Consider the following 22,379-nt stretch of genomic DNA (forward strand, 5'->3'; position numbering starts at 1 on the left):
TTGACCTCCACAGCGCAGCATGCCATCTTTATAGAACGAACGGTCGGTAACTAATTCAAGTCCGGCCCCGGTTGCCTGGTGTAAAGGATCTGTTCTTATGGTTGAGGCTTTTCTTGTTGGTGGCGTCCGGACACCGGTGGGCCGTTACGGCGGAGCGCTTTCCTCGGTCCGCCCAGACGATTTGGCCGCACTGGTGGTCCGCGAGGCTGTCTCCCGTGCCGGCCTGGATCCGGACAGCATTGAGGAAGTGATCCTCGGCAACGCCAACGGCGCCGGCGAGGAAAATCGCAATGTGGCCCGGATGGCAACCCTGCTTGCCGGCCTCCCCCTTCACATCTCCGGCATCACGGTCAACCGGCTGTGTGCGTCCGGGCTGAGCGCCATCATCCAGGCCAGCCACATGATCAAGTCCGGTGCCGCGGATGTGGTGATCGCCGGCGGCGTGGAGTCCATGAGCCGGGCGCCGTGGGTCCAGGAAAAGCCAGCCACCGCCTTCGCCAAGCCCGGCCAGATCTTCGACACCTCCATTGGCTGGCGGTTCGTGAACCCGCTCTTCCAGAAGGGCGAACTGGCGCGCAACGGCAAGATGACCTACTCCATGCCGGAAACCGCGGAAGAGGTAGCCCGCGTGGACGGCATCTCCCGCGAGGACGCGGACGCCTTCGCGGTCCAGTCCCACGAACGCGCTCTCGCCGCCATCGCAGCCGGACGGTTCACGGACGAAATCGTTCCCGTGACCGTCAAGTCCCGCAAAGCCGAAACCGTGGTGGACACCGATGAGGGCCCCCGGGCGGGCACCACCATGGACGTCCTGGCAGTTCTGCGCCCGGTGGTCAAGGGCGGTTCTGTGGTCACTGCCGGCAACTCCTCCACCCTGAACGACGGCGCCTCAGCCATCATCGTCGCGTCCGAGGCCGCCATCGAAAGGCTGGGCCTGACGCCCCGGGCCCGGATCATCGACGGCGCCTCCGCCGGCTGCGAACCCGAAATTATGGGCATCGGCCCTGTCCCCGCCACGCAAAAAGTCCTCCTGCGGAGCGGGCTCAGTGTAGGCGACCTTGGCGCCGTCGAACTCAACGAGGCGTTCGCCACGCAATCGCTGGCCAGCATGCGGCGGCTGGGCCTGGATCCGGACATTGTCAACAACGACGGCGGCGCCATCAGTCTGGGGCATCCGCTCGGTTCCAGCGGCTCACGGATCGCCATCACCCTGCTCGGCCGGATGGAACGCGAGGACGCCAAACTTGGCCTCGCCACCATGTGCATCGGCGTCGGACAGGGCACCGCGATGCTGCTGGAGCGCGTCTGATGCCGGCGCCGGAGAATGGGAACGGATCCCTCGCAAACGAACGCTTCAGCACCCTCCTGGTCGAGGAACGTGAGGACCGCGTGGTGGTCCTCCTTAACCGGCCGGAGGTACGGAACGCCATCGACCAGCAGATGGTGGACGAACTGCACGTGGTCTGCGCCGCTCTGGAACAGACCCCCAAAGTCCTAATCATGGCCGGCGTGGACGGTGTATTCGCCTCCGGGGCGGACATTGCCCAGCTACGCGAGCGGCGCCGTGACGACGCGCTGCAGGGCATCAATTCCACAATCTTTGTCCGGATTGCCAAGTTGCCCCTGCCCGTTATCGCGGCGCTGGATGGCTACTGCCTGGGCGGCGGTGCCGAACTCGCATACGCCGCGGACTTCCGGATCGGAACACCCAGCGTCCGGATCGGCAATCCCGAAACCGGGCTGGGCATCCTCGCAGCGGCCGGCGCCAGCTGGCGGCTCAAGGAACTGGTGGGGGAACCGCTGGCCAAGCAGATCCTGCTCGCGGGCCTGGTGCTGAGGGCAGAGGACGCCCTGTCCGCCAGCCTCATCACGGAAATCCACGAGGCGCCGGACCTGATGGACGCCGCCCACAACCTCGCAGACAGGATCGGCCGCCAGGACCCGCTGGCCGTGCGGATCACGAAGTCCGTGTTCCACGCCCCGGCCGAGTCGCATCCGCTGATTGACCAGCTGGCGCAGGGAATCCTCTTTGAATCCCAGGCGAAGTTCGACCGCATGCAGGCGTTCCTGGACAAAAAGTCGGGGAGCAAGAAGCCGGAAAATGAGCCAGGCGACACCAAGACGGAGAAGAAGCAGTCATGACGAATCCGAACCTTCCTTCCAGCGTCGGCGTCCTCGGCGGCGGCCGCATGGGCGCGGGAATCGCCCACGCCTTCCTCATCAACGGGGCCAACGTCCTGGTGGTGGAGCGCGATGAAGAGTCCGCCGAAGCCGCCCGGGAACGGGTGGAATCCGCGGCCGCCAAAAGCATCGAACGCGGCGCCACCGACGTCAACCTGGATGAGATGGCGTCCCGGCTCGCGGTGGCGGTGGATTACAACGACTTCGCCGACCGCCAGTTGGTTGTGGAGGCCGTTCCCGAGGACTGGGACCTGAAGGTCACCGCGCTCCGGGGCATCGAAGAGCGCCTGGCCGAGGACGCATACCTGGCGTCCAACACGTCATCCCTGTCGGTCAATGGCCTGGCCCGGGAGCTGAAGCGGCCACAAAACTTCCTCGGCCTGCATTTCTTCAACCCGGTCCCAGCATCCACGCTCATTGAGGTGGTACTCGGCGAGCAAACCTCCGCGGACCTGGCCGCCGCAGCGAAAAGGTGGGTGGAGGCACTCGGCAAGACCGCCGTCGTCGTAAACGACGCGCCCGGCTTTGCCTCCTCACGCCTCGGCGTGGCCATCGCGCTGGAGGCCATGCGCATGGTGGAGGATGGGGTGGCCTCCCCGGCGGATATCGACGCCGCCATGGTCCTCGGCTACAAGCACCCCACCGGCCCGCTGAGGACCACGGACATCGTGGGCCTGGACGTGCGGCTGGGCATCGCCGAATACCTGCAGTCCACGCTCGGGGACCGGTTCGCCCCGCCGCAGATCCTCAAGGACAAGGTGGCCCGCGGCGAGCTGGGCCGCAAGAGCGGCAAGGGCTTTTTCGACTGGTCCTGACCTGGTGGGTACGACGGCAGGACAGATACGACGGCGGGCCGGCCCCCTTTTTGGGAGCCGTCCCGCCGCAGGTTAACCCTGCTTAGAGGGTGGCGGTGTCAAGCACGAAGCGGTACCGGACGTCCGAAGCCAGGACGCGCTCGTAGGCGTCGTTGATCTTTTCGGCCGGGATGACCTCGATCTCCGCACCGATGCCATACTCGGCGCAGAAGTTCAGCATCTCCTGGGTTTCGGGGATGCCGCCGATCATGGAGCCGGCGAACGACCGGCGCCCGCCGATCAGGGCGAAGGCGTTGACGGGAAGCGGATCGGCCGGGGCACCCACGTTGACCAGCGCGCCGTCGAGGGTCAGCAGCTGCAGGTAGGAACTGATGTCGATCGAAGCGCTGACCGTATTGATGATCAGGTCGAAGCTGCTGGCAAGCTCTTCAAACGTGCCGGGATCGCTGGTGGCGAAGTAGTGGTCCGCGCCCAGCCGCAGGCCATCTTCCTGCTTCTTGAGCGACTGCGAGAGGACCGTGACCTCGGCGCCCATCGCGTGGGCGAGCTTGACCGCCATGTGGCCGAGGCCGCCGAGCCCAACGACGGCTACCTTCTTGCCCGGGCCGGCGTTCCAGTGGCGCAGCGGCGAGTAGGTGGTGATGCCGGCGCACAGCAGGGGAGCCGCGACGTCGAGTTCGATGCCCTCGGGGATGGTCACGACGAAGTCTTCGGTCACGACGACGTGGGTGGAGTAGCCGCCCTGGGTGATGGTGCCATCGCGGTCCACGGCGCCGTAGGTGCCGGTGTTGCCCTTGAGGCAGTACTGCTCCTCGCCGGCCTGGCAGTTGACGCACTCGCCGCAAGAGTTGACCATGCAGCCGACGCCAACCCGGTCACCTACTTTGTGCCGCGTGACGGCGGAGCCGATTTCGGTGACGACACCGGCGATCTCGTGGCCGGGCACCAGCGGATACTGCTGCGGGCCCCAGTCGCCGCGGACGGTGTGGATGTCGGAGTGGCAGATGCCGGCGTACTTGATCTCGATCAGGACGTCGTGCGGGCCGACGGCGCGGCGTTCGACGGTGATGGGGATGAGGTTCTCGGTGGAGGACGGCGATGCATAGGCCTTGACGGTAGTCATGGGTCTCCTGTGTCTTTCTTGGGGGGATAACTGGATGCTACAGGGGGTTGGTTAACATCAAACCCTGTCCGGGCACATCCAGGGAGGGCCCTGCTGAAACGGGTTACGGCAGACCCCCTTTAGCGGCCCTCGTACTCGGCGTCGCTGATGTGCTCGTGCCAGATGGTGGTGGCGGCCGGGTCGTCGCCGTTCACCAGGATGGCGATGCGTCGCCGGCGAACTGTTCCGGCGGGTTCTTGGTGGTCTCGCGGGTTGGTCCGATGTTCATGGCGCTCCCTTTCAGGTGCTAATTGCTGCAGGATGTTGCGGGCAGTAATGAGTCTCGTTCGAGTTGCGGGCTCTGGGGAGTTTCCGGGCGTGCGGAATGCGGGCGTGAGGAATGCGGGCGGGCCAGGACCAGGAGCCCGAACAGGGACAGCAGCGCTCCGCCGATCATGAGCACGGCCATGGGCACCGCAGTCTCGTCGCCGCCCAGGCCCGCGATGGGGGCAACGATGCCCGCAGCCAGTGCGATGATCTGCCCTATCAAAATGACGCGGCGGGTGGGCACCCGCCCGGCCAGGCGTGCGGAGACGAGTGCGGCGATGGTCATGCCGCCCGCGTTCGCGGCGAAAACCACTGAGTATTCCACTGGCGAGAGCCCGTTCATGTTCTGCAGGATGAACGCGGACGGGGCCACGTAGGCGAACAGGGCAATGAAGGCCGACGACGGCACCACCACGTAGCCAACGAAGCGGCGGTTCGAAAGCACAGCCTTAGCCGCACGGCCGGATTCGCCCAGTCCGCCTGCGTGCCGTTTCCCCGGCGGCATGGACTCCGGAACGACGAACAGGGCACAGAGCGTCATCAGGATGCCCAGGGCGGCGAGGGTCCAGAAGGTCATCCGCCAGCCGGTCAGCTGCAGGATGACCGCGCCGCCGAACTCACGGGACAGGCGCGGGAACGCCGGGACGTACATGTCGGTGGCCAGCGGAGCGACGGCGGTGAGGAAGATGACCGTGGCCACGAGTCTCGCCGGGACGGCCGTCTGCGGCGCTGCTGCCGGTGTGTGCATGGGCTGGTGCTCCATCTGGTTGATGACTGGCCTGGTTGATGACTGGCTGGTCAGTGGCTTGGGAGTTGTTTCCATCAAACCGGCTCCGGGAAGGCTCAGCGAGGGCATTGCTGAAACGCGTTATGGCAGAGCCTCCCAACGTTTTCCGGATCCGTCGTACCGTGTCCTTATGGATAACCGAGCCGAGATCCGGCAGTTCCTCTCCACCCGCCGGGGGCGCATCACACCGGAACAGGCCGGCATCGAACCCTACGGCCGGCGTCGTGTGCCCGGACTTCGGCGGGAGGAAGTGGCGCGCCTCGCCGGTGTCAGCGTGGACTATTACACCCGGCTGGAACGCGGAAACCTCACCGGCGTTTCGGACAGCGTCCTGGATGCCATCGCCCGTGCCCTGGAACTTGACCGGGCCGAACATGACCACCTCTATGACCTCGCCCGCACGGCGAACACCTCAGGCCGGAAACGTGCTGCAGCCCCGGTGCCCTCAGCCGTGCGCCCCGAGCTGCAGTTCCTGCTCGACACCATTACCGGGGCGCCGGCTTTCATCGGGAACAACCGGATGGACATCGTGGCCGCCAACACCCTGGGCTACGCCCTGTATTCGGAGATGTACCGCGGCACCGCACGCCCGGCCAACCATTCCCGTTTCATCTTCCTCGACCCGCGGGCGCACAACTTCTACGCCGACTGGGAGCGGGCGGCAAACACCAACGTCGCCATCCTGCGCCGCGAAGCAGGCCGGAACCCGCACGACAAGGGCATCGCCGAACTGGTTGGTGAGCTCTCGATGCGCAGTGACGATTTCCGCACCCGGTGGGCAGCGCATAACGTCCGGCGGCACTACGCCGGCACCAAGATTTTTCAGCACCCGGTGGTGGGGCCCCTAGAGCTGAACTACCAAGTACTCGGGCTGGAAGAGGACCCCGGGCATACGCTGACGGTCTACCCTGCCACTCCTGGCAGCCCCGCCGAGGAAGCCCTCAAGCTCCTCGCTTCCTGGGCCGTGACCGAGCACATCACCGAAGCCGCCCAGGCGCACGCCCGAGGCTAACTGCCGCCAGCCGCTGCGCCGAGTGCCACGCTCGTTTGAGTCAGTGCGTACGCCGCGCGGCCGCCGTCGGGCGTTCCCTTGATGGGAAGCCCCCCGCGCGAGGTGAACTCGCGCGCGGGGGCTTCCAAGGTTCCGTTCGGGGGTTCGAACCAGGTACGGCAGCGAGTCCGCTCCTGGCGTCACGTTGTTCTCGGGGCTGTAGAACGCTCCGCAGATGGCAGCGGTGGGCGGCCATGTGAAGAACTGGAAGATGGCACAGGCCGAGTCACCGGTGGGCAGCGCACTCGTTTTCATTCCGTAGGCCGCTGCCGGAGTATCGGCCGGCCCCGGAGCGGCATCGTTCCCGCGGGTCTCGAAAATGTACCGCGGTGCGGTGCCGTTGTGAGCCAGTGCCGGCAGTTCCTGTGACTCCAGCACCGAGTACGGGTGACGCTCCATACACGTGGAACCGGTGGCCAAATTGGTCCGAAGGGAGGCCAGCGGCTTGCCTGCCTGGTTGGTCACCTCCGCGAACACACCGCCGCCTGCAGGCAGTTCCCCGGCCGGCTCCCTGACGCTCCACGCCGCGGGAAGGTCGAACGCCAGCTGGCCGTCCGCCGTGGTGTGCACCCTCCACGGGGCCGACCCCGGCGCGGTGGCCGTTGCGCCGGGCGCCGCAGTTGCGGTTCCCGTTGCTGTCGCCGTGGCGCAGGGGACCGTGGAGCTGGGATTTCCGGTCGACGGCGGCGCTGCCTGCGGCGCGCACGCGGTGAGGAGGAAGGCAACGAGAAACGTTGCGGGAATCGCTCTGCCGAACGGCGCTGGCCTGCGCATCTCACCCTCCTTGGGGCTGGCTATGGCCCCAATGTTGTCCGGGCGCGCAGCACGAAAAGGTCTCCCCACGGGCCTTTTGGCACCGAACTGTTGCGGCATGTAACGATCGAATTTTGCGGCTCAGTCCTCGCCAGCGGGGGTGGTGGTCTCCTCATCCAAAAAAATTGATGCGATCTTGAGTGAACCCTTCGTAACCCATGCGGTTAGCGGTTCACGCTGGACGTATCGGCACAAACGGCGGGGAAGCAGGAAGATTCATGGGGAACGAATCAGCTCTCGACGAGGTAGTCGCGGTCGGAGGAGTGATCACCGATCACCATCCGCTCGATTTCTACAGCTTGGGGCTGGCCGGTTGCATTGACCGGCTGACCGCCCCTCTCCGCCAGCAAGGGACGGCGGTCCGCTGGGATACTCCGCACTGGGGCGTCGAGATCCCGGCGGACTGCGCGTCCCTGCTCTACCAGTCAGCCCGCGAAGCACTGAGCAACGCCTTCAAGTACTCAGAGGCCGCCGAACTTACCGTCCAGCTGGCCGCCATCGATCACGGCGTGCGCCTGGTAGTGACCGACGACGGCACGGGCTTTGACAGTCAGCTCGCCTTCAGCGGGCGGCACCACGGGTACGGGCTGCGGCTGATGTCCGTGGCCGTGCACGAGGCCGGCGGCACCGTTCGGGTTTGTTCGACGCCGGGGCAAGGCACCACTGTCACGGTGACCCTGCCCCTGGACTGAGCCCGGGCTTGGGATGGACGGCCTACCGTGAAAGCTTGTCCGGGTCCGGCTCCGGGTCGCCGATGTGGCCCGGCGCATTGGCGGCCAGCCCCCGCTGAACGAACGCGCTGTATTCCTCCATGTAGTGCCGCAGGAACTTGGCCGTCGATTCGTCCTGGACTTCGCCGCCTTCCCCGAAGACCTCGGGCTTGAACTGGATAGACAGACCTCCGGGGCATTGAGCTGGGGAGCACCCAGAAAGCTCAGCACGCCGCGCATGGAGGACTGCATCACGGCCGTCCCGATGCGTCGTAGTCGTAGCCATAGAGCGGCAGGTCTCTGATGGGGATCTCGGTGAATTCGAGGTCCTCCGGCGCGAGGTTGATCAGCGCCTGGGAGAGCGTGCGGTTGATGGACCCTGTTGCCAGGCTCCCCACGAAATATCCGATCTTGTACGTTGCCATGCGATTGTTTCCTTGCCATCAGCCGGCGGCCCGGCTGGCCAGTGAGTTTTGGGCGGTGAAGCGGCACAGTGCCCCCTCAGTCCAGCACAAAACCCTGCCACAGCCATAGGTACTCCGGGGTTATTGACACTCCGCTGCCGGAGGCGCTGAATGATGAATATGCCGCCATCCACCACGCATCCCGGGGAGCATCTGTCATGAAGGACAAACCAGTACCAGCGCAGCGGATCCACAGCGAGGCACCGGCCGAAGGGGACGAAGCCGCGGACCCCACCGACATCCGCGTGCATTCGCAGGAACCGGCCGAAGGCGCCGACCCCGACGATGACTAGCCATCAGCCTGTTCCAGTCGAAGGAGGCGCCATGAGCAGCAAAGTGGAGAAACGCATTGCGGTGGACGTGCCCGTCAGCACGGCTTGCAACTAGTGGACGCAGTTTGAGGAATTCCCACACTTCGTGGACGGTGTGGAAGGCGTGACCAGGCTCAGCGCTAACCGGCTGAAATGGGTGGCGCGCATCGTCGGCGTCCGCAGGGAATGGGAGGCAACCATCCTGGAGCAGGTCCCGGACCACAGGGTTGCGTGGGCGAGCACCGAAGGCGCCACAAACTCCGGCGCCGTGGAATTCTCCGACGCCGGCGGGAACCGGACCGAGGTGTCCCCCACCCTCGAGTACCTGCCGGAGGGAACGCTGGAGAAGGTAGGCGACCTCCTGCATGTGGTGGGCCGCCAGGCAAACCAGGATCTGGGGAACTTCGAAGACTTCATCGAACACGAGGGCCACGCCACCGGGGCATCGCGGGAGTCAGTCCCTGGAGGCGCCCGGGGCGCAGCCAGCGATGCGCCCCACGAATACAACCGGTTCGCACCCTCGTTCGACCAAACAGGCGGCCTGGTGGATCTCGAAGGCGAGTCGGATGAATCGGCGGACGGCGAGCACCACAGCAGGGGTGATCGCAGGCGCGGCCGGCCCAACGACAGGACCGCCCCGCCCCTTGGCGGCAGCCTGGGCGGCCGCTAGTCCCAGGCCGGCACCAGCACTACTTCGTACTGGGTGGCCGTGGTGTCGCCGAACTTGGCGTTCACTGCGGCCAGCCTGGCGCCGGAGCGCGAGTTGCCGAAAAGGGCAACGGTTGTGGGCACTTTGAAGTCCCTGCTGGTGATGACGTCCCGGATCTCGCCGGAGGACAGATCATCGGCGAGCCTGATGCGGCTGATCTGGTTCGAGAAGTTCTGCACCGCCCAGAGCTGATGGCCCCGGACCAGGATGCCGTCAACATTGGGCACATCCACGCCGGCAATAACCGCACTGTTGCCGGTCTCCGGGTCCACGGTGAAGAGCTTGCCGAAGCCCGAGTGGGCAACGATCAGCGTCCCGCCGCCGTCGGCTGCAGCGATGCCATTGAGGTTAAAGTCGCCCGCGAACTCTGCGGCCGGGCCATGCAGCGTCAGCGTCTGCACATCCCCGAGCCTGCCGTGCCGGCCCACCGGAATGAAGTACAGCTGCGCAGCTGCTGAATTGGTGAACCAGGCCCCATCGCGGGTGAGCGTGACGTCGTTGATGAAGCCGGATGCCAGGGTGAAGTCCTTGACCGGCTTGCCCGACTCAGTGTCATAGACATACGCCTTGCCAGTGGCGCCGCCTGCCACGAACAGCAGGTCGTTCCGGACATCGGCTTTCATGCCGACGGCGGCCCGTTGCGTCGAATCAAAATCGGAAACATCAATGAACAGTTCTGCGCTGCCGCCACGGATGTCACCGCGGTAAATGTCACCGAGCAGCAGGTCGCCGGCGTAGAAGGTTGTTCCCCTCCCGGCAGCGATCCCCTCCGCAGAGGTGGCGCCCTCAAGCACAATGACTGAGTCTCCTGGCGGCGTAGCTACGGCCGGGCTGACAGGTGCCAGCAGCCCCATGAGCGCGAAGAAGACCATGGCGGTACGGCGTTGTACTTTTCCTGAATTGTGGGTTGTGCGGGCCATTTTGGATTCCTTGATTCGACGGATCCGCACAGGCCAACATGCGGCAGGCCCGCACGGTTATCCTGCCAGTTTAAGCACCCCGCGCGGTGCCCGCCAGACTTCAAACCCCCTCCTTGGCCGGTCACACTCCGCCCGCCGGAGCCGTACAAGAGGCACCGGACCGCGCACTCTGCTTACAATCGAAACCTCAACCGCCTACTGAGGGACCCATGAAGAAACTCGCCACCGCCCTGATCGCCGCCGGCCTCGTACTCACCGCTTCGGCATGCACCGCGCCCACCAAACTTTCCACCGCCGAAACCTGCGAGCGCGTCCAGGTTGTCATCTCTAACCCCACAAACGGCGGCGGCCAGACCAAGACCGGCCTGGTGCGCCTCGCCAACCAGATCCGGCCCATCGAAGCCGTGGCATCGGACGACCTCAAGCCCGCGCTCGGATCCCTGATCGAGTACGCGGATGAGGCCTCCAAGGAGACCCCGGACCAGGACAAGATTGCAGAGATGCAGTCGAACAATCAGGCTGCCAACAAGGCGCTGTCCACCTTCTGCCAATAGGCTCCCGCGGGAGCGTGCGACGGCGGCCGGCCAGCCGCCGTCGTACGCTGCCCTGCACTGCCGATGTGGCCGGCCTTCTAACGCCGAATCCAAGCACGCACCACCGCGGCCACCAGCTCCATGGCGTGGTGCGCGGAAACTTCCCCGGCGTACTGCAGTGCTGCCTGCCACAGGGCCCGCAGTGCGCTTATGTCCTCGGTGGCCAGTGCGGCGTTCACGTTGCTGTCCTTGATGGAGTCCAGCGGCTGGGGTGCGAAGCATCCGGCCTCGCTGTCGCACCGCAGGTTCTGCCAGTGCGTGGACGTCACCAGCCACCCGTCCTTGAGCGGGGTCCCGGCGGCGTCGAATACTTCAATGAGCGCATCGATGTGCCCATGGAACGGGCACGGGCCATCCGGTGCGGGCAGGTCCCTATAAGACGGCCAGCAGGACGGCCGTGGCCGCCGTATCCGCTGCGAGATAGCCGCGCATGACGCGGGCGAACACGCCCGGCGCCGCTTCCATGGGGGCGTCCACGCGGAGCGGGGCACCGAGCAGGTTGCCCTGCATGGTCACGAAAACAAACGACTCGCGGGGCTCGGCGCCCAGTGCGTGCGGGATGAAACCGAGGATGTCGGCCGGGCCGGTAGCGCGGATTGCAACAGTCATGGTGTTGCTCCTTTTGTCCGAAGATGGGGTGAGGGGACGGCGTAACCGTGCCATCTGCGTCCCTGATTCCCCCGTTGTTTTTGGCTGCTGGCGAAGCTTGCGGAGCTGTGGCCGACGGAGGCCCCTCCACCCGCAGGGCAAGATCCGGGAAATCTTCGGAGGAAATCAGCGACGCAGGAGGGGCTGGCTCCCAAAAACTCTTCGGGTAGTTCGGCGGAGGGGGGCATCGAAGGCACCAGCAAGGGCACGCATTGCATGAGCACAGGTCAGCGCGATTTCCACCATGGGTTCCCCTCACTCCTGACAAGACGGTGGCCGACCTTGCAGCATGAAAATGATTCATTGAAAAGCTTTTTGCCGGGACCTCGAAGGCCGAGAATAAGGGATTCACCTGGGCATTCACAGTCACAGGAGGCTACAGCACAGCATCCGTACCTCAGGGGCGGCTTCCCAGACAATACAGAGTTCCACACCAGCAAAGTTGGGGCCGGGAACACAAGGAAAATCCCTTACACAGCATTGAGATTCCTTCAGCTGGTAGGTGTCCGCTTATCCGTGAGCGATGAGCACGCCTCCGAGAGCGACCCGGAAAAGCGTCTGGGCGGCGGGCGCAGCCTCCGGGCTGGTGGTTGCATGGCGCATAAGAGTCCTCCTCGGGTAGCTTTGCCGTCGACCTGGCTGGCGCTCTCAGGCCACCACGAGTCTAGGCTGGCGACACCAACCGATCACGCGAGGAAGCGCGATCCGGGACGAGCTGCCGGCAGCGGATCCTGGCCAAGGTGAGGCCGCATCATCCTCAGGCTTCCCGCACTGGCTCACTGCCAGTGGCAGCTGCACTGGCGCAGGAAACTAGCCAGCTACATCGAATGTTGGCCAGGAAGCCTAGCCCCCTGCACTTATGTAATAATATTCGCATGGATGCAGATAGGGATTGCGGGTTGCACGTGGACAGCGGATACGTCGAGCTGGCCGTCGAAATCTTCGCCATGCTCGCGGACGCGACCCGGGTGCGGCTGATCCTGGCGTTGCGCGACGGCGAAATGTCCGTCAACGACCTCGCCGAAACCGTGGGCAAGCCCCAGTCCGCCGTGTCGCAACACCTGGCCAAGATGCGGCTGGGCCGGATGGTCTCCACCCGCCAGGAAGGAACCAGGGTGTACTACCGGCTCGAGAACGAGCACGCCCGCCAGCTGGTCGCGGATGCTATCTTCCAGGCCGAACATTCCCTGGGCGGCACACCGCGCCACCACCACCGGACGACAGGGACCAAGAACCCATGAAACAGACCCACGATCACACCCAGGACCACGGTACGGTCGGGCCGACCCACACCCACGATCACGATCAGGATCATGGCCGCGACCTCGAGCATGACCCTGAGCACGGGCATGAGCATGGGCACGGGCACCCTCGCGGACTGAAGGGTTTCTTCCACGGTTTGTTCGTTCCGCACAGCCATGACGCGGCGGATTCGGTGGACGAAGCGATGGAATCCTCCGTCAAGGGCATCCGGGCCCTGAAGATCTCCCTCGCGGTGCTGGCGGTCACCTCGCTGCTGCAGCTGACGGTCTTTCTTTTCAGCGGCTCGGTGGCCCTGCTGGCGGACACCATCCATAACTTCTCCGACGCCCTGACCGCCGTTCCCCTGTGGGTGGCCTTCATTCTCAGCCGCCGTGCGGCGACGCGGACCTACAATCACGGCTTCGGCCGGGCCGAGGACCTGGCCGGGCTGTTCATCATTGCCATGGTCGCCCTCTCCGCCGTGGTGGCTGCGGTGGAGTCGGTTATCCGCATCTTCCAGCCCCAGCCCCTGAACAACCTCGGCTGGGTTCTGGCCGCCGGCCTGCTCGGCTTCGCCGGCAATGAGATCGTCGCGGTCTACCGGATCCGGGTCGGCAAGGAAATCGGTTCCGCGGCACTGGTCGCGGACGGTGTCCACGCCCGGACCGACGGCTTTACCTCCCTGGCCGTCGTCGCAGGTGTCATCGGCGTCTGGCTCGGGTTCCCCCTGGCGGACCCCATCATCGGCATCCTGATCTCGGTCGCCATCTTCGTCCTGCTGTGGGGCACGGCCCGGGACATCGGCCGCCGGCTTCTGGACGGCGTGGAACCGGGCCTGCTGGAACGCGCGGAAGCTGCCATCGCGCCGGTCGCCCCGGCAGCGTCCACCGTCAGGCTGCGCTGGAGCGGACACCGGCTCCACGTGGAAGTCACCACACCCGCGGACCCGGACTGGACCATGGCCGACCTCGCGGACCTCAGCCGTTCTGTGGAAGAAGTCGTGCGGTCCAACATCCGCAACGTCGGATCGGTTCTCGTCGTTGCCCGCTAATCGATCCCCCGCGCCACAGGGAGACGCTAGTTCAGCTGCGCCGAGTAGCGCCGACCCCTGTCCCGATTCCGTCGACGTCGCCGTCGCCGTCGGCGGAGGGTTCGCATTCGTCACCGTGACTACCGACGGGTATGAACTCGTGCCAGTTCGGAGTCGAAGAGTCCGTGGTTGCGTGGGCGGAACAGTACTGCGCAATGGCGGATCTCGCCGTGCACAGGTATCGGGGGTCGTGGGGTGTGCCCCCCTGCATCGAGGAATGGGACCGCGACCCAGCGCTTCTGGTGCCGTTCGACGAAGGAACGGCCGCCTTCGTCGCGAAAGAGCAGGGCATCCGAACATCCCTCGATGAAGGCGTCGCCGATCTTCGTATGGCTGCGCACTGACAAGAAACCGGACCTGGGGTCTTGCCCGAGTGAAGACTCGCAGCTCGCCAGGAATCAACCCCAGGGTGAGATGTGAAGTGCGCGTCACCGCGGGACGAGGAGGTCGCTTTGCCGAGGCCGTGGAGGCCACCCTCCGCGTTGCCAATGCGCTCGTGTCCCACCGTCCGGGCCAGCCGCTTTGGCGGGCTGGTGGTGATGGACCGGCACCTGTACTGCCAGCTCGCGCTGCGCACAGCGAAGGGCTTGCCGCGCGGCCGACTGCTCCCCCGGCTGCTGTCCCGCCTGGCGGCACCCGATGCCGTGGTGCACCTGGATGTGGAACCCGCGGTGGCCCACCGGCGCATCATGGCGCCCGGCACAGATACCGAGACGCTGGCAGACCTGGTGTCACTCCAAAACGCCTACCGATCCCTGCCGGAGTACCGGTCCTTCCTCAAGCTCGACGCCGGCCAGCCGCCTGCGGACGTGGTGGACTCACTGCAGCACAGCGTGCGTTACAAATATGCCGTGCCCGTCTAAGCCCCGGCAACAGTCCCCCGCAACAGTCAGCGCCGGCTCAAATCAGCGCGTGCAATCCCCGGCTCCGCGGCCGGCCGAAGGACGCCGTCCCCAAAAACTCGACGGCGACGAACGGCTCGGCGCCAACCACCCACTCATCGTGCCCGGGCGGCAGCGCATACGTGTCGTGGGCGCGGATAGTGGAGCTCACGCCGTCGGACGTTTGAATCTGCAGCGAGCCGGAGACGCAATAGCCCAGGTGGTTGTGTTCGCAGAACTCCGTCAGTTCAGTGGGTTTGGCGGACTCGGACCAACGCCAGCCGGGAGCGAGGATCAGCCGGGCCACCGAGTAGTCATCGACGGTGACAAGATCGAACTCGGCCTTGTCCGGGCATCTCTTTTTGTCCGGGACGTCCAAGGACTTAACGGCCAGGGCTCGGATGAAATTTGCGGTCATAAAGGACACAGCCTAAGAAATGATTCGCGGGCGCATAAGGGACCACGCAGGGCGGCGCGGTTAAAGGCGGGCGGCAAACGTACTGCAGAGACCATTCTGAGTATCTTTAACGGTATCCCTGCCGGAGCTGAAGTCAATGAAAGATCCGGGACCTGCGGAATACTTCATATGACGCCCGGGTTGTTACGGGAGCAGAAAGCCCGCTTCACTAGTTTTTGCCTTTAGCCACCAGAGTCTCCCGAAGGAACGCCATGCGCCCCCAACTGACCATCAAGCTTCAGCCAGGTACCCAGGCCCCGGATTTCACCCTGCAGGACGCCGCCGGCAAGGCCACGTCCCTGTCTGACTACCGCGGCAAGAACGTCATCGTGTACTTCTACCCGGCCGCTGCAACACCGGGCTGCACCACCGAGGCCTGCGATTTCCGCGACAGCCTCACGTCCTTCCAGGGCTCCGGATACGAAGTGTTGGGCATTTCCCCGGACGCCCCCGAGAAGCTCGCCGACTTCGCGGGCGAGTTTGACCTGACCTTCCCGCTCCTGTCCGACGAAGACCACGCGGTGGCCCTCGCCTACGGCGCCTTCGGCGAAAAGCTGGTGAACGGCGAAATCGTCGAAGGCCTCGTCCGGTCCACCGTAGTGGTCGACCCCGCGGGCAATGTTGCGCTGGCCCAGTACCAGGTCAAGGCACAGGGCCACGTCGCAGCTCTCCGGGACGCGCTCGCGGCCTAGCCTGGCCGGTAGAGGCAGCCGCAGATCGGAGTCAGGCATGGCGATCGAAGTTCGCCCCGGCACGCTTTTTGAGGATGTCCGGACCGTTGTGGGGCCCAAGCGGCTCCACGCCAACGTGGGCTGGCCTGAGGTACCGGATCCCGGCCAAGCATCAGGGTCCGGCCGGGCCACCGCGGCTACGGCATCTGCCACCTGCGCAAAGGTGACGTGGAGTTGGCCCGCAGCTCTGGCGCCCCGACCCATCGAGGGCTACCCGGCGGACGACAAGGGCACATAGGTGGACCTCACCACGGCCGGAATGAGTCAGGGCTTTTTTCGCCAGTTATTTGGCCAGCCGGAATCGATCACCCACAGGGCCAGCAGAAGCGCGTCCATGGTCATAAGCCCAGCTAAAAGGTAAGCCCAACCTGTATACCAATGCACGGCGATCTCCTGACTTGGTATCCCCAGCCACTCGATGGTGGTAAGTCTGGCATGGATTGGGTCAGGAAGGAACGGCTACTTCAGCAGCGCCACCAGGCGGCCGTGGACCTCGGTTTCGCGGTTGAGGCGAAGGGTGAGTTTTTCCACTTTTTCAGAAAGCTCGATGCCGACAGCCAGCCGGTCACCGGGCCAACTCGATGCCTCCCAGGATTCGCCCAGCGCCTTGGCCAGCGACCGCGAAAGGGACCGGAGCTTCCAGTAATGGCTGAGGTAATGGACAGTCCTGCGAGGACGGCGGCCCTGCTTCAAGAACCGCCACGAGCCAGCCACCCTGACCGAAAGTCCGTTATCGGATTCAGTTCTTTCCATCACCCCTGCACCGTCCTCAGGCAAGCCGCGCATTCTGTCAAAGCCTTCCTCGAAGCTCCTGCTTCGAGTGTGGCCATGGACGCTCAAGGTCCCATCAAGGCAGCGCAAATATTCCCACAAGACCTGACACCCGCGTGTGGCGTTGGGGTAGCCTGAATCGGGCTTCCGCATGACCAGTCAACTGGCGGCGTCAGACCTGTGACATGCCCCAGTTGCCTTAATACTGTAGAAGTAGAGTTATGCCATCCATGCCCGAATCCCGCCGTGCCGTTGTGATCGAGGACGACCCCGATATCCGTGGCCTCTTGGTCCGGGTCCTGGTCAAGCAGGGCTTCGAGGTAACCCAGGCCGAGGCCGGCCTCCCCGGAGTGGAAGAAGTCCGCCGCGCCAAGCCTGATCTGGTCACCCTGGACCTGAACCTCCCGGATCTGGACGGCCTGGAGGTGTGCAAGCTCCTGCGTGAGTTTTCGGACGCCTTTATTGTGATGCTGACCGCCCGTACCGATGAGCTGGACAAGCTCGCCGGCCTGGACAACGGCGCCGATGACTACATCAGCAAGCCGTTCAGCCCGCGCGAACTCCAGTCCAGGATCAACGCCCTGTTCCGCCGCCGGCAGCCGGCCACTGCCGTGGACACCGCCGCGCGCAGCGAGCTTGAGCGTGCCACCGAAGTCCAGCAAAGCCTCCTGCCCAAGGAGGACGTCCGGGTGGAGGGCTACGACCTCGCCGGCGTCTTCCGGCCCTCCCGCAGCGTGGGCGGGGACTTCTATGACTGGTACCGCACGTCGGACGGCCTGCACCTGACGTTCGCTGATGCCATGGGCAAGGGCATGGGTGCGGCCCTGATCGCGGCCACCGTCAGGGCCGTCATGCGCTCCACCGGGCACCGCCCGGACCTGGACGGGGCGTTCGCCTCCGCCGCCCGGACCATCGCGGCGGACCTCGATTCCTCCAACTCGTTCGCCACTCTCTTCCACGCCCGGCTGGATGCCGCGTCCGGCGTCGTGAATTATGTCGACGCCGGCCATGGCCTCGCCCTGCACGTCACCACCGCCGGTGCTGTCCACCGCCTGCCGAGCGGCGGTCCGCCCGTGGGCGCCTGGGCAGGCTCGGCCTGGCCGCAGGCCGCCATCGGCCTGGCCCCGGGCGATTCCCTGGTGGTGGTCAGCGACGGTGTGCTGGATGTCTTCGACTCCGTCGGGTCATTCACGGATGCCGTGCGCTCCGCCGCCCACGGACAGGCGTCCGCGCAGTCCGCGAGCGACGCCATCATGGCCCTGGCACCTGCCGAAACGGCCGAGGATGACGTCACAGTCGTCGTCGTCCGCCGCCTCCTGGCCGGAGCCGCAGCGTGAACCGCTCCTGGACCCGCGTGGTGGTGGTCCTGACCGTCATCTTCGGCCTGAACTACGTGGCCTGGCGCTGGGCGGCCTCGCTCAACTGGGATGCCTGGTGGATCGCCGTCCCCCTAGTGGTTGCCGAGACATACAGCCTGGTCGATGTGATGCTCTTTGGCATGACGGTGTGGAAACTGAAGATCCGCGAGGCCGCCCCAGTCCCGCCGTCGGACGCCACAGTTGATGTTTTTATCACCACATACAACGAAGACCTGGACATGGTCATGACCACCGCGCTGGCCGCCAAAAGGATCCGCCACCCGCACAGCACGTGGATCCTCGACGACGGCGCCCGGCCCGAACTCAAGGCCCTCGCCGAAGAGCACGGCCTGGGTTATGTGACCCGCAGCGAGGACTGGACGGCCAACGTGCCGCGCCACGCCAAGGCGGGCAACCTGAACAACGCCCTGATGGTCACCCACGGCGAATTCCTGCTGATCCTCGACGCGGACCAGATCCCGGAACCGGACATCCTGGAAAAGACCCTGGGGTACTTCAACAACCGCCGGGTGGCCCTGGTCCAGACCCCGCAGTACTTCAGCAACGTCCCCACGGACGATCCCCTCGGCAGCCAGGCTCCCCTCTTCTACGGCCCCATCCAGCAGGGCAAGGACGGCTGGAACGCGGCCTTCTTCTGCGGCTCCAACGCCATCCTGCGCCGCGAAGCCCTGATGCAGCTGGGCCTGGTGGGCTACGTCAAGGAAACCGAAAAGAGCATCCGCCGCGCGCTGACGGCCTCCCGTTCCGCCATCCGCCAGGCCCGGAAATCCGCCGATGTGGGCACTCCCCTGGTGTCTGAAGTGCTGGACGAGGTGGCGGCCGCCACCCTGGAAGCCCAGGCGCAGCTCGCCGCCGCCGAGCCCCTGGGCGAAATCACATACCGGGTCCGCCGGCGTGTGGACAACGCCGTCCAGATCCTGGTCCAGGCGGACATGTCCGCCCTGCAGGCGGACCTCGAGGAAATCGCCGCCATGGAACTTGCACACGTTGGCGACGCGGGCGTGCCCGTAGTGGCCGACGACGCCGTCCAGCGCATGGCAGCCCGCGACTGGTCGCCGCTGGGCGCACTGGAATCCGTGCAGGCCGTCCTGGACGCGCTGAACGTGGAGCGGAACGACGAAGCCCAGCCGGTGATGCCGCTGGCCACCATCTCCGTCACCGAGGACATGGCCACCGCCATGCGCATGCACGCCATGGGCTGGGAGAGCGTCTACCACCACGAAATCCTCGCCTACGGCCTGGCACCCGAGGACATCGCAACCATGCTCACCCAGCGCCTCCGCTGGGCGCAGGGAACCATCCAGGTGCTGCTCCGGGAGAACCCGCTGGTCCAGAAAGGCCTCAAGATCGGCCAGCGACTGATGTACTTCGCCACCATGTGGACCTACCTCAGCGGCTACGCGGCGGTCATCTACTTCGCCGCCCCCATCATCTACCTGCTGCTGGGCGTCCTGCCCGTCACGAGCCTCAGCTGGGACTTCTTCCTGAGGTTCATCCCGTTTATGGTGGCCAACCAACTGCTGTTCGCGGTGGCCGGCCGGGGGATCCCCACCTGGCGCGGCCAGCAGTACAGCCTCGCCCTGTTCCCCACCTGGATCAAGGCGTGTTCGACGGCGGCCAAGAACGTCTGGTTCGGCCGCCCCCTCGGGTTTGCGGTGACGCCGAAAGCCCGCCAGACCGGCGGCCCCAGCTGGAGCCTGATCCGGCCCCAGCTCATCGTCGCCGCACTGCTGGCGGTTGCCGCCGTCGTCGGACTCGTCCGCCTCGCCACGGGACTGGCCGAGCCACTTGGCACTCTGGTGAACGTGGCCTGGGTTATTTTTGACCTGGTGGTCATGAGCATCCTGGTTCGGGCCGTTTTGTACAAGGGCTACGAACCCGCTGGGGACGTTGATGCTGGAGAGAGGAAACACGATGGAGTTTAGTTACGAGGTCAAGGATTCGTACGCGGAGGTCAGAGCGGACGGGCGGCTGAACATGGTGTCCGCGCCGAAGCTGCGTGAGTTTGTCACCGACGTGATCGCCGGCGGTTCGTCGCGGATCGTGGTGAACCTTGAGAACACGGCGTTCATGGATTCGTCCGGACTCGGCGCACTGATCGGCTGCCTCAAGGCCGCCCGCCAGGCCGGCGGGGACCTGCGCATCGCGTCCGTCCAGCCGCAGGTGAAAATGGTGCTGGAGCTGACCAGCATGGACCGGGTACTCAATGCCTATGCCTCCGCGGACGAAGCGTTCAGCAATGACTGACGTCCTGGCCCACCGCAGTTTCCGGGGCCTCGCCGCGGCAGAGGCCATCGAGGCCGTCCATGACGAACTGGACGGCCTCTGGAACGACGCCCCGTTTGTCGAGGCCATGGACCAGATGACGTTCACCACGGCCGTCATCGAATCGGCGTCGAACATTGTCCAGCACGCGCGCCCGGCCCAAACCCAACGGCGCGTGGAACTGGGCGTGGACATCAGTGTCCAGCCCACGCTCCTGCAGGCCCGGGTCAGCGCCTTCCATGCCAAGCCGCCGTTCGGCCCGCTGGAACCCGGCACCCCGGATGACGATTCCGAGTCCGGCCGCGGCCTGGCGCTCATCGAGGCGCTGGTGACCACCGTGAGCTTCGAACGGCAGGACGGCACGAACACCTGGATCCTGTCCAAGACGTCACAGTCCTAGGGACGGACGGCTTGTTCCGATAGTTCCCAGCGGAACAGTGCGGAAATGGTGGCGCCGCCCGCTGGCGTGTCCTGGATGTCCAGTTCCCCGCCATGGGCGTGCGCGATCCGCCGGCACGTCGCCAGGCCCAGGCCGGTGCCTGGGCCGTCTCCTGCCCGGTTCAGCCTGACCAGGGGCTCCACGGCACGTTTCCTGTCCGCCTGCGGGATTCCCATGCCGTTATCCGAGACTCTGACCAGCACGCCGCGATCGCTGGCGGCTGCGCCCACGGTGACGCGGAGGTCACGCTCCGGGCTGCGGTAGTTCAGGGAATTGGCGATCAGGTTCTGGATTAGCGTCCGCAGCTGGGACCGGTCCGCGAGCAGTTCCGTGTCATCGCAGAAGATGCCGGACGCGGACCCAAGCTCCAGCCCCAGGTCATGTGCCGCTTCTTCGGTTACCGCCAGCAGCGAAACCCGTTCGCGGCGCAGGGCCCCGTCCACGCGGGAATATTCCAGTACATCCTCGAGGGTCTTCAGCATGCGCCGGCCACCGCCCCCGATGAACTCCAGGTACTCCATGGCCGGATGGCCCGGCGGGATATCCGGATCGTCCTCGGCGAGCTCCACGTAGCCCAGAATGGTGGTCAGCGGGATGCGGAGATCGTGGCTGACGCGCCCGGCGAACTCCCCCAGCATGGAGTTGCTGCGTTCCAGTTCCGTCAGCGCTTCGCTCAGCTGCAGGGTGCGGTGTTGCAGCTCAAGGACCTCCACCACCTGGTGGGCCAGCACTTCCAGCATCCCGATCTGCTCTGCCGTGGGGCTGGCGGGGCCGTCGGAGAAAATGCAGAGTGAGCCCAGTACAAAGCCTGAGGCCGTCTTCAGAGGAACGGACGCATAAAACCAGACCTTGGCGATCCGGCCCGTAACGAACGGGTTGTCGGCGAACCTCACGTCCTGGGACGCATCGGGCACCACGGTGGTCTGTCCGCTCAGGAAGACCTGGGCGCACATCGAGTCTTCCCGCGAGCACACGCCGGGGTCCACACCCGACGCCGCGATCTGCACCTGCTGATCCTCGGTGATGATGTTCACCACGCCGAACGGCACGGCACAGAGCCGGGCGGCCAGCGTGACCAGGTTGCTGAGCGCCCCGCCGGCTTCGGCATCGGGGAGCGCCGGAGGTCCGCCGGCGGACACCGGGGCCAACCCATAGTCCTGTATCGCCGCTGTGCGGTCCGATTCCGCCGCTGTCCACCCGTATGTGACGGTCTCCATGCAGTGCTGTCCCCCTTGGTATGTCCCACGCCCCAGTCCTCCGCCGATGATATCGGCCTTCCCGGTTGCCCTATCACTCTGAGCTCCCATCCAGCGCGGTTTTGCCAGTTGTAATTGATGGGGCAACCGCAGGAATGAGTAGGCTAGATGGCATGCCTTCTGAAGAAACACCCGCCGAGCGGCGCCAGGTCACCGTCCGCCGGGCACCCAAATATGTGCCGTTCCTCATTCTCGGCGCGCTGGTGGGCGTCGCCGTCGCAGCCGTGGTGGCGTACGCGCTCCCCGGTGATGAAAGCTTTGAGCGCGGATCGGTGTTCGGCTTCTTCCTGGTCACCTTCGGTGCGGGCGGGGCCATCCTGGGCGCCGTGACGGCCCTGATCCTAGACCGCTGGAGCGTCAGGCACCAGGAACGCGCCGTGGTGGAAGCCGTCCCTGATTCCGAGCCCGACGACGGTACCGGCCAGTAGGCTGCCTGC

General features: G+C 65.5%; 26 protein-coding genes and 2 pseudogenes. 19 read left to right on the plus strand and 9 right to left on the minus strand.

The window, feature by feature from the left end:
* The first annotated feature begins 97 nt into the window (after positions 1-97).
* From ABIB45_RS09550 to ABIB45_RS09560, 3 genes are read left to right on the plus strand one after another with little or no spacing between them, the layout of a single operon-like run.
* The gene (locus ABIB45_RS09550; RefSeq protein ID WP_354215620.1) at positions 98-1,309 is read left to right on the plus strand and encodes a thiolase family protein; all 1,212 of its coding nucleotides are present in this window, start codon (positions 98-100) and stop codon (positions 1,307-1,309) included.
* Positions 1,309-2,142, plus strand: a complete 834-nt coding sequence (locus ABIB45_RS09555; RefSeq protein WP_354215621.1) for an enoyl-CoA hydratase/isomerase family protein — start codon at positions 1,309-1,311, stop codon at positions 2,140-2,142. Before ABIB45_RS09550 ends, ABIB45_RS09555 begins: the two co-directional genes overlap by 1 nt.
* Positions 2,139-2,996, plus strand: coding sequence for a 3-hydroxyacyl-CoA dehydrogenase family protein (locus ABIB45_RS09560; RefSeq protein ID WP_354215622.1), 858 nt, complete (start codon positions 2,139-2,141; stop codon positions 2,994-2,996). Before ABIB45_RS09555 ends, ABIB45_RS09560 begins: the two co-directional genes overlap by 4 nt.
* Positions 2,997-3,078: 82 nt before the next feature.
* Here the strand turns inward: ABIB45_RS09560 and ABIB45_RS09565 are convergent, their stop codons facing one another.
* Both ABIB45_RS09565 and ABIB45_RS09570 read right to left on the minus strand, forming a co-directional pair.
* Positions 3,079-4,119, minus strand: a complete 1,041-nt coding sequence (locus tag ABIB45_RS09565; RefSeq protein WP_354215623.1) for an NAD(P)-dependent alcohol dehydrogenase — start codon at positions 4,117-4,119, stop codon at positions 3,079-3,081.
* 286 nt (positions 4,120-4,405) lie between these two features.
* Positions 4,406-5,248 (minus strand): MFS transporter, encoded by an 843-nt coding sequence (locus tag ABIB45_RS09570; RefSeq protein WP_354215624.1) that lies wholly within the window; start codon positions 5,246-5,248, stop codon positions 4,406-4,408.
* A 94-nt stretch (positions 5,249-5,342) separates the two neighbouring features.
* On the opposite strand from ABIB45_RS09570, the gene ABIB45_RS09575 reads away from it, so the two are divergent.
* Both ABIB45_RS09575 and ABIB45_RS09580 read left to right on the plus strand, forming a co-directional pair.
* Positions 5,343-6,224, plus strand: coding sequence for a helix-turn-helix transcriptional regulator (locus tag ABIB45_RS09575; protein WP_354215625.1), 882 nt, complete (start codon positions 5,343-5,345; stop codon positions 6,222-6,224).
* A 1,070-nt stretch (positions 6,225-7,294) separates the two neighbouring features.
* Complete coding sequence (locus ABIB45_RS09580; protein WP_354215626.1) at positions 7,295-7,768, plus strand: sensor histidine kinase; 474 nt, start codon at positions 7,295-7,297, stop codon at positions 7,766-7,768.
* Between the two features lie 22 nt (positions 7,769-7,790).
* On the opposite strand, the pseudogene ABIB45_RS09585 reads toward ABIB45_RS09580, so the two are convergent.
* A pseudogene (locus ABIB45_RS09585) lies at positions 7,791-8,211 on the minus strand (NADPH-dependent FMN reductase).
* A gap of 197 nt (positions 8,212-8,408) precedes the next feature.
* Here ABIB45_RS09585 and ABIB45_RS09590 point away from each other — a divergent pair.
* Positions 8,409-8,543 (plus strand): hypothetical protein, encoded by a 135-nt coding sequence (locus tag ABIB45_RS09590; RefSeq protein WP_354215627.1) that lies wholly within the window; start codon positions 8,409-8,411, stop codon positions 8,541-8,543.
* Positions 8,544-8,649: 106 nt separating this feature from the next.
* Positions 8,650-9,231 (plus strand): annotated as a pseudogene (locus ABIB45_RS09595) (SRPBCC family protein); the annotation flags it as partial.
* On the opposite strand, the gene ABIB45_RS09600 reads toward ABIB45_RS09595, so the two are convergent.
* On the minus strand, positions 9,228-10,190 hold the full coding sequence (locus ABIB45_RS09600; protein WP_354215628.1) for an SMP-30/gluconolactonase/LRE family protein: 963 nt from the start codon (positions 10,188-10,190) through the stop codon (positions 9,228-9,230). The pseudogene ABIB45_RS09595 and the gene ABIB45_RS09600 overlap by 4 nt on opposite strands.
* A gap of 209 nt (positions 10,191-10,399) precedes the next feature.
* Here ABIB45_RS09600 and ABIB45_RS09605 point away from each other — a divergent pair, with 209 nt between their 5' ends.
* On the plus strand, positions 10,400-10,744 hold the full coding sequence (locus ABIB45_RS09605; protein WP_354215629.1) for a hypothetical protein: 345 nt from the start codon (positions 10,400-10,402) through the stop codon (positions 10,742-10,744).
* Positions 10,745-10,821: 77 nt separating this feature from the next.
* Here the strand turns inward: ABIB45_RS09605 and ABIB45_RS09610 are convergent, their stop codons facing one another.
* Together ABIB45_RS09610 and ABIB45_RS09615 are read right to left on the minus strand one after the other, a co-directional pair.
* The gene (locus tag ABIB45_RS09610) at positions 10,822-11,052 is read right to left on the minus strand and encodes a hypothetical protein (protein ID WP_354215630.1); all 231 of its coding nucleotides are present in this window, start codon (positions 11,050-11,052) and stop codon (positions 10,822-10,824) included.
* 103 nt (positions 11,053-11,155) lie between these two features.
* On the minus strand, positions 11,156-11,392 hold the full coding sequence (locus ABIB45_RS09615; RefSeq protein WP_354215631.1) for a DUF4192 family protein: 237 nt from the start codon (positions 11,390-11,392) through the stop codon (positions 11,156-11,158).
* Between the two features lie 914 nt (positions 11,393-12,306).
* Between ABIB45_RS09615 and ABIB45_RS09620 the strand changes: the two genes are divergently transcribed.
* The 4 genes from ABIB45_RS09620 to ABIB45_RS09635 all read left to right on the plus strand — a co-directional run bounded on the left by ABIB45_RS09620 (position 12,307) and on the right by ABIB45_RS09635 (position 14,626).
* Complete coding sequence (locus ABIB45_RS09620) at positions 12,307-12,672, plus strand: ArsR/SmtB family transcription factor (protein WP_354215632.1); 366 nt, start codon at positions 12,307-12,309, stop codon at positions 12,670-12,672.
* The gene (locus ABIB45_RS09625; protein ID WP_354215633.1) at positions 12,669-13,724 is read left to right on the plus strand and encodes a cation diffusion facilitator family transporter; all 1,056 of its coding nucleotides are present in this window, start codon (positions 12,669-12,671) and stop codon (positions 13,722-13,724) included. The genes ABIB45_RS09620 and ABIB45_RS09625 overlap by 4 nt, the downstream gene beginning before the upstream one ends.
* Before the next feature lie 131 nt (positions 13,725-13,855).
* Positions 13,856-14,107 carry a hypothetical protein gene (locus tag ABIB45_RS09630; protein WP_354215634.1) on the plus strand — a complete coding sequence of 84 codons (252 nt, stop codon included), beginning with the start codon at positions 13,856-13,858 and terminating at the stop codon, positions 14,105-14,107.
* 144 nt (positions 14,108-14,251) lie between these two features.
* Positions 14,252-14,626, plus strand: a complete 375-nt coding sequence (locus ABIB45_RS09635) for a nucleoside/nucleotide kinase family protein (RefSeq protein WP_354215635.1) — start codon at positions 14,252-14,254, stop codon at positions 14,624-14,626.
* A 37-nt stretch (positions 14,627-14,663) separates the two neighbouring features.
* On the opposite strand, the gene ABIB45_RS09640 is transcribed toward ABIB45_RS09635, so the two are convergent.
* A complete protein-coding gene (locus tag ABIB45_RS09640; protein ID WP_354215636.1) occupies positions 14,664-15,062 on the minus strand; it encodes a cupin domain-containing protein in 399 nt (132 codons plus the stop codon).
* 251 nt (positions 15,063-15,313) lie between these two features.
* Here ABIB45_RS09640 and bcp point away from each other — a divergent pair, with 251 nt between their 5' ends.
* Both bcp and ABIB45_RS09650 read left to right on the plus strand, forming a co-directional pair.
* A complete protein-coding gene (bcp, locus tag ABIB45_RS09645; protein WP_354215637.1) occupies positions 15,314-15,793 on the plus strand; it encodes a thioredoxin-dependent thiol peroxidase in 480 nt (159 codons plus the stop codon).
* 37 nt (positions 15,794-15,830) lie between these two features.
* Positions 15,831-16,070, plus strand: coding sequence for a hypothetical protein (locus ABIB45_RS09650; RefSeq protein ID WP_354215638.1), 240 nt, complete (start codon positions 15,831-15,833; stop codon positions 16,068-16,070).
* A 221-nt stretch (positions 16,071-16,291) separates the two neighbouring features.
* Here the strand turns inward: ABIB45_RS09650 and ABIB45_RS09655 are convergent, their stop codons facing one another.
* Positions 16,292-16,585, minus strand: coding sequence for a hypothetical protein (locus ABIB45_RS09655; protein ID WP_354215639.1), 294 nt, complete (start codon positions 16,583-16,585; stop codon positions 16,292-16,294).
* Between the two features lie 239 nt (positions 16,586-16,824).
* Here ABIB45_RS09655 and ABIB45_RS09660 point away from each other — a divergent pair, with 239 nt between their 5' ends.
* The 4 genes from ABIB45_RS09660 to ABIB45_RS09675 are packed head-to-tail and all read left to right on the plus strand — an operon-like array spanning position 16,825 to position 20,647.
* Positions 16,825-17,940: a PP2C family protein-serine/threonine phosphatase gene (locus ABIB45_RS09660; protein WP_354215640.1), complete on the plus strand. Its 1,116-nt coding sequence runs from the start codon at positions 16,825-16,827 to the stop codon at positions 17,938-17,940.
* Positions 17,937-19,907, plus strand: a complete 1,971-nt coding sequence (locus ABIB45_RS09665; protein WP_354215641.1) for a glycosyltransferase family 2 protein — start codon at positions 17,937-17,939, stop codon at positions 19,905-19,907. Before ABIB45_RS09660 ends, ABIB45_RS09665 begins: the two co-directional genes overlap by 4 nt.
* Complete coding sequence (locus tag ABIB45_RS09670) at positions 19,897-20,229, plus strand: STAS domain-containing protein (RefSeq protein ID WP_354215642.1); 333 nt, start codon at positions 19,897-19,899, stop codon at positions 20,227-20,229. Before ABIB45_RS09665 ends, ABIB45_RS09670 begins: the two co-directional genes overlap by 11 nt.
* Positions 20,222-20,647, plus strand: coding sequence for an ATP-binding protein (locus tag ABIB45_RS09675; protein WP_354215643.1), 426 nt, complete (start codon positions 20,222-20,224; stop codon positions 20,645-20,647). Before ABIB45_RS09670 ends, ABIB45_RS09675 begins: the two co-directional genes overlap by 8 nt.
* On the opposite strand, the gene ABIB45_RS09680 is transcribed toward ABIB45_RS09675, so the two are convergent.
* Complete coding sequence (locus tag ABIB45_RS09680; protein ID WP_354215644.1) at positions 20,644-21,903, minus strand: GAF domain-containing sensor histidine kinase; 1,260 nt, start codon at positions 21,901-21,903, stop codon at positions 20,644-20,646. The two genes, ABIB45_RS09675 and ABIB45_RS09680, sit on opposite strands and share 4 nt — an antisense overlap.
* 152 nt (positions 21,904-22,055) lie before the next feature.
* On the opposite strand from ABIB45_RS09680, the gene ABIB45_RS09685 reads away from it, so the two are divergent.
* The gene (locus tag ABIB45_RS09685) at positions 22,056-22,370 is read left to right on the plus strand and encodes a hypothetical protein (RefSeq protein WP_354215645.1); all 315 of its coding nucleotides are present in this window, start codon (positions 22,056-22,058) and stop codon (positions 22,368-22,370) included.
* The last annotated feature ends 9 nt before the right edge of the window (positions 22,371-22,379 follow it).

Source organism: Arthrobacter sp. UYCo732, assembly GCF_040547265.1.
Classification (GTDB): Bacteria; Actinomycetota; Actinomycetes; order Actinomycetales; family Micrococcaceae; genus Arthrobacter.

Excerpts from the sequence above, each read along its gene's own strand:
- ABIB45_RS09570 (WP_354215624.1), bottom strand. The coding sequence starts at position 5,248 with ATGGAAACAACTCCCAAGCCACTGACCAGCCAGTCATCAACCAGGCCA.
- ABIB45_RS09685 (WP_354215645.1), top strand. The coding sequence starts at position 22,056 with ATGCCTTCTGAAGAAACACCCGCCGAGCGGCGCCAGGTCACCGTCCGC.
- ABIB45_RS09640 (WP_354215636.1), bottom strand. The coding sequence starts at position 15,062 with ATGACCGCAAATTTCATCCGAGCCCTGGCCGTTAAGTCCTTGGACGTC.
- ABIB45_RS09660 (WP_354215640.1), top strand. The coding sequence starts at position 16,825 with ATGCCATCCATGCCCGAATCCCGCCGTGCCGTTGTGATCGAGGACGAC.
- ABIB45_RS09675 (WP_354215643.1), top strand. The coding sequence starts at position 20,222 with ATGACTGACGTCCTGGCCCACCGCAGTTTCCGGGGCCTCGCCGCGGCA.
- ABIB45_RS09590 (WP_354215627.1), top strand. The coding sequence starts at position 8,409 with ATGAAGGACAAACCAGTACCAGCGCAGCGGATCCACAGCGAGGCACCG.
- ABIB45_RS09635 (WP_354215635.1), top strand. The coding sequence starts at position 14,252 with ATGCGCTCGTGTCCCACCGTCCGGGCCAGCCGCTTTGGCGGGCTGGTG.
- ABIB45_RS09575 (WP_354215625.1), top strand. The coding sequence starts at position 5,343 with ATGGATAACCGAGCCGAGATCCGGCAGTTCCTCTCCACCCGCCGGGGG.
- bcp (WP_354215637.1), top strand. The coding sequence starts at position 15,314 with ATGCGCCCCCAACTGACCATCAAGCTTCAGCCAGGTACCCAGGCCCCG.
- ABIB45_RS09625 (WP_354215633.1), top strand. The coding sequence starts at position 12,669 with ATGAAACAGACCCACGATCACACCCAGGACCACGGTACGGTCGGGCCG.
- ABIB45_RS09615 (WP_354215631.1), bottom strand. The coding sequence starts at position 11,392 with ATGACTGTTGCAATCCGCGCTACCGGCCCGGCCGACATCCTCGGTTTC.
- ABIB45_RS09550 (WP_354215620.1), top strand. The coding sequence starts at position 98 with ATGGTTGAGGCTTTTCTTGTTGGTGGCGTCCGGACACCGGTGGGCCGT.
- ABIB45_RS09680 (WP_354215644.1), bottom strand. The coding sequence starts at position 21,903 with ATGGAGACCGTCACATACGGGTGGACAGCGGCGGAATCGGACCGCACA.
- ABIB45_RS09655 (WP_354215639.1), bottom strand. The coding sequence starts at position 16,585 with ATGGAAAGAACTGAATCCGATAACGGACTTTCGGTCAGGGTGGCTGGC.
- ABIB45_RS09630 (WP_354215634.1), top strand. The coding sequence starts at position 13,856 with ATGAACTCGTGCCAGTTCGGAGTCGAAGAGTCCGTGGTTGCGTGGGCG.
- ABIB45_RS09565 (WP_354215623.1), bottom strand. The coding sequence starts at position 4,119 with ATGACTACCGTCAAGGCCTATGCATCGCCGTCCTCCACCGAGAACCTC.
- ABIB45_RS09620 (WP_354215632.1), top strand. The coding sequence starts at position 12,307 with ATGGATGCAGATAGGGATTGCGGGTTGCACGTGGACAGCGGATACGTC.
- ABIB45_RS09605 (WP_354215629.1), top strand. The coding sequence starts at position 10,400 with ATGAAGAAACTCGCCACCGCCCTGATCGCCGCCGGCCTCGTACTCACC.
- ABIB45_RS09650 (WP_354215638.1), top strand. The coding sequence starts at position 15,831 with ATGGCGATCGAAGTTCGCCCCGGCACGCTTTTTGAGGATGTCCGGACC.
- ABIB45_RS09555 (WP_354215621.1), top strand. The coding sequence starts at position 1,309 with ATGCCGGCGCCGGAGAATGGGAACGGATCCCTCGCAAACGAACGCTTC.
- ABIB45_RS09600 (WP_354215628.1), bottom strand. The coding sequence starts at position 10,190 with ATGGCCCGCACAACCCACAATTCAGGAAAAGTACAACGCCGTACCGCC.
- ABIB45_RS09670 (WP_354215642.1), top strand. The coding sequence starts at position 19,897 with ATGGAGTTTAGTTACGAGGTCAAGGATTCGTACGCGGAGGTCAGAGCG.
- ABIB45_RS09580 (WP_354215626.1), top strand. The coding sequence starts at position 7,295 with ATGGGGAACGAATCAGCTCTCGACGAGGTAGTCGCGGTCGGAGGAGTG.
- ABIB45_RS09560 (WP_354215622.1), top strand. The coding sequence starts at position 2,139 with ATGACGAATCCGAACCTTCCTTCCAGCGTCGGCGTCCTCGGCGGCGGC.